At 44.6% G+C, this 16219-nt stretch carries 7 protein-coding genes; all 7 read right to left on the reverse strand.

The features are described 5' to 3' along the window. Positions 1–84: 84 nt before the first annotated feature. The 7 genes from recD to ACED29_RS08315 all read right to left on the reverse strand — a co-directional run bounded on the left by recD (position 85) and on the right by ACED29_RS08315 (position 16152). Positions 85–2133 (reverse strand): exodeoxyribonuclease V subunit alpha, encoded by a 2049-nt coding sequence (gene recD / locus ACED29_RS08285; RefSeq protein WP_371697444.1) that lies wholly within the window; start codon positions 2131–2133, stop codon positions 85–87. Beyond that, a complete protein-coding gene (locus ACED29_RS08290) occupies positions 2127–5972 on the reverse strand; it encodes a UvrD-helicase domain-containing protein (protein ID WP_371697445.1) in 3846 nt (1281 codons plus the stop codon). The genes recD and ACED29_RS08290 overlap by 7 nt, the downstream gene beginning before the upstream one ends. Then, positions 5972–9718, reverse strand: coding sequence for an exodeoxyribonuclease V subunit gamma (gene recC, locus ACED29_RS08295; RefSeq protein WP_371697446.1), 3747 nt, complete (start codon positions 9716–9718; stop codon positions 5972–5974). Before recC ends, ACED29_RS08290 begins: the two co-directional genes overlap by 1 nt. 103 nt (positions 9719–9821) lie before the next feature. Next, positions 9822–11873 (reverse strand): DUF3488 and DUF4129 domain-containing transglutaminase family protein, encoded by a 2052-nt coding sequence (locus tag ACED29_RS08300; protein WP_371697447.1) that lies wholly within the window; start codon positions 11871–11873, stop codon positions 9822–9824. After that, positions 11870–12988, reverse strand: a complete 1119-nt coding sequence (locus ACED29_RS08305) for a DUF58 domain-containing protein (RefSeq protein WP_371697448.1) — start codon at positions 12986–12988, stop codon at positions 11870–11872. The genes ACED29_RS08300 and ACED29_RS08305 overlap by 4 nt, the downstream gene beginning before the upstream one ends. A 14-nt stretch (positions 12989–13002) precedes the next feature. Beyond that, positions 13003–13914 carry a MoxR family ATPase gene (locus ACED29_RS08310; RefSeq protein WP_124016462.1) on the reverse strand — a complete coding sequence of 304 codons (912 nt, stop codon included), beginning with the start codon at positions 13912–13914 and terminating at the stop codon, positions 13003–13005. A 309-nt stretch (positions 13915–14223) separates the two neighbouring features. Beyond that, positions 14224–16152, reverse strand: coding sequence for a transglycosylase SLT domain-containing protein (locus ACED29_RS08315; protein WP_371697449.1), 1929 nt, complete (start codon positions 16150–16152; stop codon positions 14224–14226). Between the last annotated feature and the right edge of the window lie 67 nt (positions 16153–16219).

Here is a 16219-nt window from a genome sequence, read left to right on the forward strand (position 1 = left end):
GTATGATTTGTTGTGTTGTGTTGTGTTTTTTAGTTGAAAAGGCTGTAGCTACTGTAAAATTGGCCACGGCGGTTTTAGAAACAATCAGCCCCACAATCTCCAAGCTAGCCCAGATGCTCGTGATGTCGCTTGTTTGCTGGCTTTTTCAAATATCATTGCCGTGCCTAAACAATAGAAATGATTTTTGGCGCGGGTGATGGCGGTGTAAAGCAGTTCTTTACTGAGTAATTGCCATTGGGCGGAGCTGGGTTTATGCGGCAATACAAAGCTGACTTTATCAAACTCGCTGCCTTGGCTTTTATGTACTGTCATAGCGTAGCAAGTGTCGTGGCTGGGTAAGCGTGCGGGCAATACTTTAAGCAGGCTGCCATCGGCCATGACAAAGTGGGCCATTAAGCGGCTTGGCTTAGTGCTGTCTTGCAAGATTAAACCAATGTCGCCATTAAATAAGCCTAAGTTGTAATCGTTACTTTGAATAATGATCGGTCGGCCTAAATAGAACTCATTTTGAGGAGTAATCAGTTTGGCGTGTTTAAGGCTGTCGGTGATGGCGATGTTCATGCCCTCAACCCCAAATTCACTTGCTCGCATGGCACACAAAACTCGATATTGGTTAAAGCTGTCGATGATGGTTTGTTCAGCATGCGGCAGTGTTATGGCGCTGTCTTGCCGATCCGCTTGATCGATAATGGCCTGTTGATTCTGTAGTACCAAATTAAGGTAGTCACCATAAGCGTGTACCGATAATGCCAATAATGCTTGTTTACCTGTGTTATCTCCCTGGGCATTATGCTGATGTTCAAACCAATTCAATTCAGCATGATTATCTTGCCATACTTGGCGAATCGCATGCACATTTGATTGATTAACCGCATTGGCCAATAACCCAATACCTGCATCACCTTTAAAACGATGGCTGTGCATCAACATACACAAACTGTCACCAATTTTAGGCTGTTGATGAATAAACTGACTGACATCTTGTTGGGTTAATTGCTCAATGAGCTTTGCCTGTGCGGCGCTGTAACGCATTGACCATGGTGATGTTTGTTGCGGGTTAGCTTGTTTTAAACCAACACAAATATCCGCGAGCACTGCGCCAGCTTCTACGGATGCGAGTTGATCTTGGTCGCCTAACAATATCAAACGGCCATGAGACGGTAGGGCGCTGAGTAATTTATACATCATGGGTAAGTCGACCATCGACGCTTCATCGACCACCAGTAAATCTAAGCGCAACGGATTATCCTGATGGTGCCTAAATTGATATGAGTTTGGGATAACCCCCAATAGTCGATGCAATGTTGAGGCTTCTTCTGGTATTTGTTTTAGCGAATCTGTTAATACTTTCGCCAATGCTGGGTCGCTGACTTGAGTTAGCTGTTGCAGTAAACGATGTTTAGACGCCTTGATCGATTCACTTAGCCTTGCTGCCGCTTTACCTGTAGGCGCGACTAAACGGATTGTTAGCGGCGATTGGGTTAACAGTAACAATAATAGCTTGGTTACTGTGGTGGTTTTACCGGTTCCTGGGCCGCCGGTTATTACCGCTAATGCTTTGGCCAACGCTGTGGCCGTGGCAATTTTTTGCCAATTAAACTGGCTGCTATTGCTGTCTTCTGCGGTAAATAAGCATTCAATCAGTTGCGGCAGATTACTGTTAGCTAGGTCGATTTCAATTTGTTGATTGGCTAACTGGGTCAACTTAGCCGCCACTTGAGTTTCAAAGAAGTGGTATTTATTTAAATATAAGCGCCCATGTTCAAAAATCATCGGTTTGTTGTCACCGGGCTGGCCGACGGCATCAAATAGCACGATTTGTTCAATCAATTGTTGATGGTTAAGTTCAATCCGACAATTGATTTCAGCGTTGCCGCGGTTATCCTCTGCCATGGGATTGGCTAAATCAATTTGCTCGATGACTAAACAACTGTGCTGATTAGACAATTGCTGACTGAGCATGGCGCAAACAAGCAAGAACAGTTGCGGCTGTTGTTCGTTTATTGCGGGATCGTTATTGATGGTTTCAATATTGGCCAGCTCTAAAGCAAAATGACGATCGAGTGCGGTAATGAGCCGCTGTTCTTGCCAAAGGTGCAATAACTCAGTGATTGGATGGGTGAGTATTAGCATGATGACGTCTCCGGCGCACGATTGTCTGTATTACCTGTAAATAAGCGGTCGAGTTGTTCGATTAATGCTTGCGGTGGTTTGTCATAAAACACCCCCGCGCCAGGATGCTCAGGATGCATGCCGCGTAAAAACAGGTAATAGCAGCCGCCAATATGTTGCTGATAATTGTAGTTTGGTAATCTAAGCGATAAGTAACGATGCAATGCCAAGGTATACAAGATGTATTGCAAATTATAACGATGAGCATCAATGGCTTTAGCCATGGCTGAGCGAGTGTAGTCGCTATAGTTATCACCCAAATGGTTGGACTTATAATCGGCAATATAAAATTGGCCTTGGTGCTCAAAGGTTAAATCGATAAAGCCTTTTAACATGCCTTTTAAGGTATCAAAGTCGAGTCCGGCGACATAACCGTGTTGCTGCAAAATATGATTTAATTGCGACGCTTGTAAGGTTGAAATAGGCAAATAAAACTCCATTTCGACCATTTTTTGCTTGATGCCTAATTGGCTTAATGTCAGTGATGTGTCCTCTGACGATGTCTCGATAAACAGCGGCGCTGCCAATATTTGCTGATACCAGTCCATTAACGGCTGTTGCCACAGGGCTTCGTCAAATCCATATTGTTTCATGGCTTTCGTTAGCGCAGGTGTCAGTTCAGTGTCTGCTTGGGTAAAATCAAACAGCTCTAACACTAAATGCATAAAACTACCGGCGTTGGCGCCGCGTTCAAAGGTAAAGCGATCAAGTACGGGTTCGCTGGTTAGCTCATCTTGTAACTGTAATTGGATTAACTCATCGGTGAAGTCTTCATCGTCGGCACCGGGCGCGACTCTCTCATGAGGCAGATGTTTTACTAAGCCAGAATAACTGCCCACGCGCCATGCAAGGCTCTGTACTCGCGTGACTTTTTTGGCCGCTAGTGGCTCATTATTGTCGTGGATATCGGCGAGCACAGAATCGTCAATATCGTTGCTTAAGTATTCCACACTCATCGCTGGCAAGGTGGCAATTGCATTCACTTTGGCTTGAACAAGAGCAAAGTCAGTTTTCTTGTCGGTAATCCCCAACAGATAACCAATACCTGTTTCAGGTAATTGGCTGCTGATCCCCGCTTTTAACTGACGGCTTTGGTTGGCAATATACAAATAACACACGTAAACCGGCCGTGTTAACGCCACATACAGTAGGCGTAAATCTTCAGCGAGGGTTTCTTGTTTGAGTTGTTCCCAGCCTTCGTCGGTGGCGTCGATATCCCAAATGAGCTGCTCATTTTTATGGTACATCATAGGTGCAGGGCGTTTTTTATTGCCACGGGCTAGGCTGACAAACGGCACAAAACATACCGGATATTCTAAGCCCTTACTTTTATGAATAGTGACAATTTGCACTAAGTTCTGTTCACTTTCTAAGCGCAGTTGCTGCTCATCACCGCCATTGTTACCAATCAGTTGTTGCTCGTACCAATTGATTAGGGCGCTGCTACCATCGAGCTCAGTGGCTTTTTGCTGCAATAATTCGGCTAAATGCCTAAAGTCGGTTAAGCGTCGTTCACCAGATGCTTTGAGATCTGCTGCGTTGTCGTCATCAGCATCATTAAAGCTATTGTCACTATTATTGTCACTATTGCTACTATAAGTGCTATCACTGTGAGCATTAGCGTTATGTTCATTAGCGCTATTGATGTCAGCTGTGACAGATTGCGACAGATAACGATGGATCAGTTTGGTTTCGCTGGCAAAGTTAAGCAGCGCAGGCATCACGCCGCGTTGTTGCCACAACTGATGCCAATGAGTGAATTGATCTAATACCTGTTGGCGTTGTTCTTCATCTTGGTTAAATTGATGGATCCGCTGGGCATTAAACCCGACAAGCTCAGTTGCCAGTGCGGCGCGGATAGCACGCTCATTTTTAGGCGTGGCTAATGCATACAATAAAATGGCCATTTCACGGGCTTCAATGGTGTTAAACACACTGTCTCGGCTTAAAAATACTGCACCAATTTTACGTGCTGATAATGCCGCTTTCATCACTGCGGCTTCGTTACGGTCGCGCACCAATATGGCAATGTCTTTGGCAATGAGCGGTTTACCTTCCTGCTCAAGGTTGGTATTCACTCGGCATAACCCTTGTTGCGCTTCGGTTAGTATGCGCTTTATTTCGCTGGCAGCATCAGCGGCTAGGCGTTGTCTTGCGCTGGTTTTATTGAGGCCATTAACATCGTCTTCGGCTAATAAACGGATCCGCAGAGCGGCAGGATTGGTTGTGGCTTCACTCAGGTGTTTATTGGCTGCCGATGATGGGGTTTTAACAATATCATAGGGAATCGCTTGGCTAATAAACGGGTCTTGATGTTGGCTAAATAGCTGATTAACGCCATTGACTAATTGAGTCGATGAGCGGTAATTGGTGTCAAGATTATAATGGGCCTGTGTTTGTTGGCGCGCGGCAATATAGGTATAAATGTCGGCACCACGAAAAGCATAAATCGCCTGCTTAGGATCGCCAATCATTAATAAGCTCAGCTGACCTTTACTGGCGTCGTTAGCTTTGTTGTCATTACTATTGTCTTCATTAGCTGGGCTGTGCACAGTGGTCGCTGTGGTTAAGTCCAGTTGCGATGCTAGCGGCTGTTGATACACCTGATTAAAAATGGTGAATTGCAGAGGGTCGGTGTCTTGGAATTCATCAATTAATGCGACCGGAAAACGCTTAGCTATAGCATGGGCTAGGGTGATCGGGTTTTGGCTGAGCGCCATGGCTAAGCTGAGCAATAGGTCATCGGGTGTCATTAAATTGCGTTGCTGTTTTTGGCCAGCAAAGCGTTGACGAATGCCTTCACGGGCGCGAACTAAAAATGACGGAATAAGCTGACTAATTAACTCAAGCAAGCGCTCGATATGATCCAGCAACGGCGCTTCAGCAGCAGTGGGAATAACGCCCCCTTTATTGAGTTTGAGCTCGGATAATGCCAATTGCTCTAGCGCTTTTATTGGCGGTAATCCTTGGCCAAATTTTACCCAGTTACTAATGCTATCAAACAGTTGGCTTAGCTTAGGATAGCCGTCGGCGCCTTTGCCAAAACGTTGACCGTTTAATGGTAGCGATTGCAATAATTCAAGGGTACTGTCGTGCAGGCTGTGCCACAATAAGGTGAAGCGGCTGATGCTTTGGCTTAGCTGCTGTTGTAGGGTTTCAAAGGCCAGTGGTTGCTTTGACAACACAGCTTGGCTTGCACCTAATAGCGGGCGCAGCTTTTGCGCTAACACGTCTGGTTCAGCAAACACATCACTAATGGCTTGGGCCAAAAAGGGCGGTAATGGATAACACACTTCACGCCAGAAATCGCGCACCGCATGGTGTAAAAACTCACTGTCGTCGAGGGTGAATTCGGACTCAAATAGCAGTGACGACTCAAATGCCATGTCTGACAATACGCGTTGGCAAAAGGCGTGAATGGTAAAAATGGCCGCTTCATCTAACGACTTTAACGCTAAGTCTAAGCGTCTTAACGCAATAGGACGTTCATCTTCTAAGGTGTCTTGGTAAAGCTGTTCAATAAACTCATCATTGACGGCTAAGCCTAAAAAGCGTTTAAACGCTAAGTTAATCCGTTTACGAATACGGTCTCTGAGTTCTTCTGTGGCGGCGTTGGTAAAGGTTACCACCAAAATTTGCTCACAACTTAATGGCGCTTTACCACCGTGGCCTAACAATAAGCGTAAGTATAAACCCGAAATGGTATAGGTTTTCCCCGTACCGGCACTGGCTTCAATTAAGCTGGAACCATAAAAAGGTAAGGTGAGGGCATTAAGCGGTGTCACGGTAATAGCATCCATTAATGCGCTCCTGGTTTAGCTGCGTTGGCAATGAGTTGCGCTTGAATATCGACTGCGGCGCCACTGACAAAGGTGTCTAATTCTGCCAGTTTATCTTTGTGATACAGGCTTAACATCGGTTGCAGTAAATGGCTGGCTAATGCGCCAAATGTCGCTTCACTAAAGTCTTCTGGGAAATGGAATAAACGCTGGTTATGTGGATCGTGCCCTTCGCCGAACGGGTTCTGGCCGTCATCCCATTTTTGCTGGGCTTTGAGTAACTTTTCTTCATGATTGCCATCGGTTTCAACATAGGCAAAAGCCGTTTTAGGCATAAAGCACAAGGGTTGAGTTTGCCCTTGAATGAAACCACTGATAAAGCGCAGGAGTTGTGCCTGCGCTTGTTCGGCGCTGATAGGCGCAAAAGCATGAAAATGACCAATGTCGAGTAAGTAACTAAATTGATTTTTACCCATGCCCGCGGTGGACGAATTGGCCATAGCGTTGATGCATAAATGGCGTAAGTACACCCGAATAAAATCTCGTCCGTGGGCAGCGCCGGGGCGGTAATTGACTAAGCCTTTAGGCAAAATGTCGTCAATACGGCCGACAAGATTGACTCGCACTGTCGACGATTGGCTTGGATCTGCTCTTGCTGGTAAATCCTGCATCGGTAGATCAAAGTTAAGATCCACATTCAGCGTGTGCATGGTTTGTTGATCTTGTAAAAACTGCACCCGATTAATCAACGGCGATATATCGCGTAAATATTGATTAATTAACAAGTCGTCGAACGGCGCCATGGGCAATTCACCGCTGGTTTTGAGCTTACTGAGTAATTCGTGATCTGGGCTGTCGAGTTGATGTTCAATGGCATTGTCGAGCATGCGTGATTGCAATAAATAACGCTCGAGTGCATTTAAGCTAAACGGCTCGTCATTGTCATCGGCTTGAATATCCAGTGATAAATCAACTTTTAAACTGCGGTTGAAAAAAAATTGCGCAGGATTGCGATAAAAACGGATTAATGCTGACAATTCGAGTTCGACCACTTTAATGCCATCGCTATTGATGTGAGTATGGGCGAACACTTCATCTGCCTGTTCGGCTGACAAGGGTAATGCTTGCTCAAAAAAGTGATTGTTAATGGTCGCATTGGCGGCTGGCGGACACCATTGGGCATTAAAACTGTGTTGCAGTTTACTGACAGTGTCCGCTGATTGTGGTGTCTCTCGAAATAGTTTTGCGTCAAATGGTTGCAAAGGTTGCGCTTGAATAAGCTGTGCCAGTACGGATTTATCAGCATCATCAAGATTGATTTCTACTTGCTGTTCAAGCTGTTGCTGTAAGGATTGCGGTAGGTAGCTGAGTTGGCAATATTCGACCAATTCAGACACTAACATTGAGGCGATACGTTCAGCATTATCGCGCTCACTGTGGCCAATATAACTGATGTAAAGCTGCTCTCTAGCAGACAGTAATGCTTCTAAAAATAGGTAGCGGTCGTCTAATCGGCGCGAACGGTCGCCTTTTTTAGGCCCAAAATGAGCCATTAAATCAAACCCGACAGGATGTTGAACCCGCGGATAGACGCCGTCATTCATGCCCAGCAAGCACACTACTTTAAAGGGGATTGATCGCATTGGCATTAAAGTACAAAAATTCACGCTACCAGCAAGGTAACGCTGGCCGACCCGAGATTCAGTTAAGCGTTGATTAAACCACTGTTTTAGGACTTCAATATCGACTTGGCCTTGATGGCCGGCGCTTTCAAGCTCGGTATCTAGGGTGACTAATGCATCTCGAATGGCTTGGATTTGTTCACGCTCGTCATCTGTGGTGTCGTAGCAATCGGTGAGTAGCTGTTGTAATTGTTCAAGGCGCTCTGCGGTGCTGTAGTCATTGGCAAATAAAGTGAAATAGGTGTCGATGGTTTCTAAGAAGTTGAGCAACTTACCTAATGCCTGCGATGACTGACCTTCAATGCCTTGCACCATTAAGGTATCGCGATAAATATCGGCATCGTCGTTAAAGGCGTAACCCAGTATTAAACGCTTAATGCCAAATGCCCATGAGTTTTGCGTAAAAGGCTGCACACCCAGTTGGCTTCGAGTGTGTTCACTGCGGCCCCAACGGACATTGGCATCATCTAACCAGCGGCGGATTAATGACAATTCGTCATCATCGAGTTGGAAACGACGCAAAATAGCCGGCACTTCTAAAATACCAATCATGTCAGTGAGGCCAAAGCGACTTTGATTGATATTTAACAGGCTTAAAAAGCTATTAATCAGCGGTGACTCTTGCGCTGCGCCCCTGTCGGCAATGGCGTAGGGAATGTAGTAATCGCCTTTATGCGGATTTTTGTCGGCAAAATACTGACTGTTGGCGGTGCCAAATACCGCATCAATATACGGCGCATAGGCCGCAACATCGGGCATCATGATCACTATGTCTTTAGGGCTTAAGTCGCTGTTGTTTGATAATAATTCTAAAAGATGATCATGTAAGGTTTCAACTTCACGCAAGGCACTGTGACAACTGCGTAAGGTAATAGAGTCATCACTTGGCAATAAGGTGCGGCGAGCATCAATATCTTGATACAAACTGGCATTTGGCCCTAATGGTTGACCGAGTGTTTCCATTTGTAAAATGTCGTATTGTACCCCGTGCAGCAGATTATTCGGCTCAGGTTCAACATAACAGTCGTAACCAAAATCGGTGTGCTCTGGCGGTAACGACAGTAATAAATCCAGTAGTTCACGGCCCATTTGACCATTATTGGCCAGTATAGGATTACCTACTTCTAGCTTGTCTTCCCAGTCTTGGTCGAGTTGTTTTTTATTGGCATATTGCAACGCCATGCGGGCACGGGTTTTCGGCTCAATAATATCACCCCAATAATGCTGGCAAGGGCTGAGAGACAGCATAATCACATCAATGCGACTGGCTAAATGGTACAGCACATCGAGGGTTTGTGGCGGCATGGATGAAATACCAAACACGTATAATCGAGCCGGCAACATGGATAAGTCAGTATCTGGATTAGCCAAGGTTGCAATTAAATCGGCATGTAAATTGGCGCGATGATAATGACTTGCGTGTAAATGATGTTGGTTATAATCGATTAATGCTCGCCACAGGATCGGTTGCCATTGCTGGTTTTCATCTAACGTTAAGCGATTGTCTAGGCTCGATAATGGCTGATTTTGCTCCCACGCTAAAATCCACTCGGGACGATAAACTAAGTATTGGTCAAAAATATCGGCAATGCGGCCACACAATTGAAATAGCTTAATCGCGTCATGTGACTGATTGAGCTGCAATATGGCGTGGGTGTTTGCTGTATGAATATCAGTACCAGTATTCGCATCGATATCTGTATCAGTAATATCACTTGGAGAATCAACTTGAGGTGATAAGTACTGTTTGAGCGGGCTAAAGTCTGGGTTATCTAGCAGACTTGGCAATAAGTCCATTAATTTCCACGTCATTGCCGCTTTGGTAAAGGCATTATCTTTTGGCACATCGGGCAGCAAGTCATGGCATAATTGCCAGGTAAAGCTCGAGGGTAGTGGGAACGATAATGCGGCGGCTATACCATTGTGTTTAGCGATTTCTAAACGCAGCCAAGTCGACATCCCCGGGCTTTGAACTAACACATGCTCACAGGCTAATAAACTGACGTTATCTAAGCGAATAGCCAATAGTTTGGCCAGTTGTTCAGATAACACTTCCATCTGATTAGATTGAATTAAAGTAAGCATGGGCGACCCGCTAATTTGAGATTAATTCATTCTATGGACTCTGCCGTAAATCATCAATCAAAACCGTTAATAATCAGGATGATTGCTGCTGTAGTGCACAAGATCAGTTGCGAAAGAGTCGCAGGCGCAAGCGACGATATAACTGGCTAAAATGTTGCTGTTGTTGCTGGATTTGCGACGCTGTCAGTGGTTGATATTTAAGAGCTACATAGGCACTGCTCAAGGCCGTAAAGTCCGCTGCCACTTGAGGAGCAAGGGCACCTAAATGTGCACTGACTGCCTCAGCGTAATCGGACGGTGCTTGGCCTTGTTGGCGGGCGATGCCTTTTTTGGCTAAGCGTTGGCAAATGATTTGATAGCGTTTATTGAGTGGGTCTTGTTGGCGAACGGTACTAAATAACCCAGCATAATAAGCAATAATCAGCGCGATAATGATAAAACTAAACATCATCAATAAGGCGATTTTAGTGCTGCTGACATCCCCCAATAGCTTGGCTAATACCTGTTGTTTTCGTTGTTCATCGAAACCTAATACCCACACGCTCCAGTAATAATCGACACTGGCAAACTGTTGGCGTAATTCATTTAACCATGGGTATTGCTTCATGTGCAGCGTGCTAAACGGGCTGTCTTGTAAGTAGCTGCTTTGGCTGTCAAAGGTGGCATCAAACCCATCGAGTACCCGTTGCGGGGCAATCATTGCGGTAGGATCAAAACGTTGCCAACCTTGGCCTTCTAACCACACTTCGGTCCAAGCATGCGCCATGTATTGATACACACTGTAATAGCCCGCTTTGGCATTGTATTCTCCGCCCTGATAACCGGTAACCATCCGCGTTGGTATGCCGCTGGCGCGAGCCATAAACACCAGCGCCGAGGCGTAGTGAGCACAAAATCCGGCACGGTTCTCAAATAAAAAGTCATCAATTTGCTGCTCACCAACACTCGGCGGACTTAAAGTGTAATAGTAGGCCTGCTCAGCAAAATAATTCATCATCGCATTAATGCGCGTCTGCGGATCTGGATAATCTTTGGCAAATTGTAAACCAAGCTCAAGGGTTTTTGGGTTGCTGTTGGGCGGTAATTCAAGGTTTAGCTGTTTGGTATTGCGATCGAGTTTTTTATCCATAATCTGATCGGGATATGAGGTCACTCGATAACTCATGCGCTGATCGACAGGCCTGAGTGAATACAAACGATAATCCGCTAATTCAACCACTTGATCATTATTGCTAAACGCTTCATCTAAGCCATACAACCATTTTTGATGACTGGGTTCGCTAATCACCACATAATCGATTTTGCTATTATTGCTGTTGGCAGCAGGGGCTTGGCGATCGGGTTTTTTAAAATATGCCTGCTGTTGAATTTGTTTGATACTTGGGTCTTGGCGCCATGTTTTACCATCGTAATTTTCCAGCACTAAGGTGCGCCAATATAAGTCTTGGTTTGCCGGTCCTAGGGTACTGCCATCTGGGTTGTCAAAACCGACGCGAAAGGCTAATTCTGCTGAACGAGTGAGCTTACTTATGTCACCAAAGGAGACTTCATCGGATAATCCAGTTTTGGCGGTTTTCATATTGGGCACTAACCATAAAGGCCCGAGCCTTGGGAACACCACAAACAGTAATATGGCTAATGGTAGGCTTTGTAAGATGATTTTTAGACTAAAACTGAGGTTAGCCGCTTTGTTGGATTTGTCTTGATAAACACTGATTAACACACCGGTATTGAGCACCGCAACGGCCAATAAGTGCAAGGTATCAAGCATGCTTTGTTGATCAAGCAGGGTGAGTCCAATAAGGAAATACCCTACTAATACAATCGCTTTTACATCTCTTAGTTGGCGCATTTCGATGTATTTTAATGCGTAACCTAAAATTAATAAGTTAACCAAGGCATTGAGTAAACCGATTTCAGATGACACTAAAGCAAGGGTTATCGCGGCGCCAATCGCCAAAGAAGTTACCAGCAATTTAGGCGGCGCAGCGACTTTACCGAGAAAAATGCCTACTCGCCAAACAAAGCAAATCGCACAGATGCCGATGCTCCATAAGGTGGCTTGTTGATACAAGGGGCTAAGGATGGCGACATTAGTGACCAATAGCCAAAACAAGGTATTGCGACTAATAATGGCATCAAAGTTATCGGTCATAGTGATTTACCTACCGTTGAGGAAGTCACATCGCTTGGGCTAAAATCTGGATTCATATTGGCGGGTAAACGATAAGTTGCAATCATGGTTTGGCAAGCCACTCGGTGTGCTTCGCCTGTTTGCTGGTTGATAATATGCTCATCCAGAATTAAGCCAAATACTTGCTTGGTTTGGCTGAGTTTATCAACTTGCCAAGCTAACTTACTCAGTTTGTGTTCAATGTTATTGCCCGATGTGTTGGCCAAGGTTAACCAAACAGGTAATCCTTCAGGCTCTGCAAACTCTTTGGATAACATGCCTTTGTCTTGGGCCCATTGTTTCCATGCCACTTGTTTGAGTGATTCCCCCGGAATATAAGTGCGTAAGCCTTTGTAGTCATCAACGCCTGGGCGTAATTTACCGTGCTCATATTGGCTATCATTGTCACTTATGTGGCTTGCAAGCTCAATGTCACACATTTCTGGTTTAGCAAAAATAACATGATGAATATCTAAGTCTACATAGGACCATGCACAGCATAATCCTAACGGAAAATAGGACGATACTTTGATCCGCCCAGGGGTTAATTGACCACGCTTAGCCCCTTTAAATGGCACGATAGCAATAGTTTGCTCGTGCATTTGTTTGACGCGGACATGGCGCTGATAGCTAAATTGCAAACAAATTTGCTGGTGGGTGGTATCGGGATTTTTCTGCCGAGTATGACCAGTTAACATGATGGGAAATGGCATGCTGTCGCCAGCATAGCATTGTGGCGGCGTGACTGGATTAAAGGTTAACCCTGCAAGGTTTTTATAGCTGTATATGATGCAGGTATGAAACACACTGGCGAGTAATAAGCTTAAGCCAATCACCAAGTTATTTTGATAATTGGTGCCAAATAAATACAGTAAAACAATGAGTCCAATCCACACCAAGCCAAAACCACTGGGAAGAATAAAAATACCTTTGTGGCTGAGGGTAATTTGCTTTTGTGCTGGTAGGCGCTTACTTATCCACCTTGACCAGCGCTGGGTTAACGATGCTGGAATTAAACGACGCAACCGTGACGGCTTGATAGCACCATTGGCATAGGTTGGCGAAGAGTGCTTTTTTGCTGTCGTCGATTTAGCCATGGGTATCTGCGCCGTTAACGTATTGGGTTAACACTAGCGAGGATAGTGTCAGACAACGCTTCGCCCTGAAATTGACTACTGCTGCGAATGCGATGTTCTGCTACTGAGGCAAATACCGCTTGAATATCTTCAGGGACTACGTACTGGCGTTGATTGATAAAAGCCCATGCTTTGGCAGCTTGAAGCAGAGCAATACTGGCGCGTGGCGATAAACCGTTAGCGGTATTGTGTTGCCGAGAAAAATCGACCAAGGCAATTAAGTAATTTAGTACTGCATCAGATGCCGACACTTGCGCCACTTGTTGTTGCAGTAGCATTAGCTCTTGCGGGGTTAAGCATTGTGATAATGAAGCCGGTTTATTCGCTTGAGTGCGCGATTTTAACATGGCTAATTCCGCTTCTGCGCTAGGGTAGCCGATGGAAATTCGCATCATAAATCGATCAAGTTGCGACTCTGGTAAGGGGAATGTGCCAGCTTGATCAACTGGGTTTTGGGTCGCAATAACAAAAAACGGTGAGCTAAGTTGATGGGTTATGCCATCGATAGTAATTTGTTGTTCTGCCATGGCTTCAAGTAAAGCACTTTGGGTTTTCGGGCTAGCGCGGTTAATTTCATCGGCCAACAACATTTGATTAAACACTGGGCCTTTGTGAAATATAAACTGTTGCTGCTCTTTACTGTAGATGGATACACCAAGAATATCAGCCGGTAACATGTCACTGGTAAATTGAATACGCTGGTAACTCATGCCTAAACTGTTGGCAATACCCTGGGATAAACTGGTTTTACCCATGCCGGGCAAGTCTTCAATCAGTAAATGGCCTTTGGCGAGGATACAAGCGACGGCAAGTTTTATTTGCTCTGGCTTACCGAGCAGAACTTGGCTGAGTTGAGTGAGTAATGTTTGAATATTTGATTGCGACACGAAAACTCCAACTTGTCTGCAATAAACCCTTATTGGTTTATTGTCGAAAGGGTTTATTGTGGGTTACGGTTTGTCGTTCAGTATTTGATCACTATCCTTGCCATTCGGGCTTATGATTACTGTGCGTTAATGGTGATAGATGACCATTGTGATTAGCATCAATCACCACCAAGCGCTTCAACACCTATAATGCCAGCACAATACCTACATCATAGGTTATCTTGTGAACCCATGTTAGCAAAATACACCAATATTGAATGGCGAATATTGGCTTCAACCAGAGCTAAAACGGGTCACGATTTATCATTGCTAGTAACGATAGCTAAGCTCTTTACGACTAAACATACCGTCTTTAGATGATTTATTCTGTTGGAATATCATGCGATAGCTCAGTACTGCTTGAACATATTCCCGGGTTTCAGTGTACGGAATTGTTTCAATGAAGCTCATTACATCTAGGCGACCATTGGAGTCTTTTAACCAGCGTTTAACACTACCTGGGCCAGCATTATAAGCCGCAGTTGCGAGTACTCTATTTTGATCAAATTGTTTAAGTAATTCACTGTAATACGCACTGCCCAGCATAATGTTCACTTTCGGGTCGTATAGGTCTTTTACGTTATTAAAAGGGATTTTATTTCTTTTAGCCGTTTGTTTGGCCGTAGCTGGCATTAACTGCATTAAACCTCTGGCTCCTACACCTGAGGTTGCATAGAGATAAAAGGCACTTTCGCGACGAGAAATAGCACGAATTTCATCAATATTAACCGAGAATTTTTTACTGGCGTTAACGAACTCATCGTTAGCCGCTTCCGGAAAGCGCAGTGCCAGTGAATCCCATAACTTACCTTGAATACTTGATTCAACGCTCAATGCATGCCAACCGTTTTTTAAGGCTAACAAACCGTATTGTGCCGTCATGTCACTGTTATGGCGGCGCATTAAATACAACCACTCATTACGAGCATCAATTTGCTTATCTAAAGCCATTAATTCAATCACGCGAGCAAGGCCGGGATCTTGATTTAACTTAGCTTGCAATTCTGGATTGGGTGCTAAGTTATTATCATTCATCGCCAAAGGTTTACCGAGCGCTTCTGCGGCATTAAAGCCGTAAAAGTTACGTTCGCCACTTAAGGTCAACTGCAGTTGTGTTGCACGGGTTTTGTCATGGCTAGAGGTCATCTTAGCTTGCCAATATTGCCAACGAGGATCAGCTTTACCTTGGTCGCTTAATAAGGCTAAATACTTCTCTACTGTCGCAAAGTCCTGTTGACGAATGGCCCAGCGTAAGCGCATTTCATATAAATCATCAGACTTGAGTAATGGCAACATGGTGTCAATGTGTGACACTAATTTATCGTCTTGCTTTATCAGTGCTCGGCGAACTAAATAGCGATTAAGTTGGCGTCCGCCAAAGTCACTGAATCGATCTAATTTTTGATATTTTACATACAGTTTAATTGCTTGATGTAAATCTTTGTAGGCCAGCTTTCGCAATCCGGCATCTACAATATCACCTATGATAGGTTTTGAGCTGGCAAATTTTTTCATGTGCCGTAAGCTATTTGGGTCGCGATACACTGACAATAATAGTTTGGCTTCGTCATCATGTTGGGTGATTTTTTGAGACAAATAGTTGAGTAAACTGGATTGGCCAGCGTCGAAACTAAGTAGCATGCGGGCCCAGATAAGTTCTTGGGTGCGATAGCCCGCTTTAGTCCATTGATTAATCACCGCATCACATTCTTTCGGACGTGAATAGCCATAAACCCATATGCGTTCTACACCTTTGTATGTCATCTCTTTATTACCCGCATCAAGTTGTGCTTGGTAGTAATAACATTGCAGACGGATATCATTAGGCGTGTCTGGTGATATCACCAGAAAGTCTTGCCAACGTTGTTTCTTACCTGCATTAAGCAGATAGCGATAACGGGCATTATTGTACAACGGTGTAGTATCAAATTTGTTGATAGCATCGAGTGCTATGCTACCTGGAGACTGCACTATGCTGTCGATGGTTGCGTGGTAGTCGAGGTAAACCGTTAATGGATAATCGGCTAATTTTTTGCGTAATGCTTGATACTTATCCAGCTGGTTTTTATCCAGTGCTTGACGAGCATCAAGATAGCGTTGCTGTTGTGAGGTCAGCGCATTAGCTTGGCTTATAAAGGCCAATGATGTACTGAATAATAATGCGCTAGCCATTAACATGTTTGCCCAAGTATTACGCATTTAAATAAGGATCTCCGCCACAGTAATTTGTTTCCTAAAAAGAATGGGTGATTAATGCTTTTGCTAA

The organism is Shewanella sp. 5S214, assembly GCF_041439795.1.
GTDB classification, from domain to species: domain Bacteria; phylum Pseudomonadota; class Gammaproteobacteria; order Enterobacterales; family Shewanellaceae; genus Shewanella; species Shewanella vesiculosa.

Excerpts from the sequence above, each read along its gene's own strand:
- recD (WP_371697444.1), bottom strand. The coding sequence starts at position 2,133 with ATGCTAATACTCACCCATCCAATCACTGAGTTATTGCACCTTTGGCAA.
- ACED29_RS08290 (WP_371697445.1), bottom strand. The coding sequence starts at position 5,972 with ATGGATGCTATTACCGTGACACCGCTTAATGCCCTCACCTTACCTTTT.
- recC (WP_371697446.1), bottom strand. The coding sequence starts at position 9,718 with ATGCTTACTTTAATTCAATCTAATCAGATGGAAGTGTTATCTGAACAA.
- ACED29_RS08300 (WP_371697447.1), bottom strand. The coding sequence starts at position 11,873 with ATGACCGATAACTTTGATGCCATTATTAGTCGCAATACCTTGTTTTGG.
- ACED29_RS08305 (WP_371697448.1), bottom strand. The coding sequence starts at position 12,988 with ATGGCTAAATCGACGACAGCAAAAAAGCACTCTTCGCCAACCTATGCC.
- ACED29_RS08315 (WP_371697449.1), bottom strand. The coding sequence starts at position 16,152 with ATGCGTAATACTTGGGCAAACATGTTAATGGCTAGCGCATTATTATTC.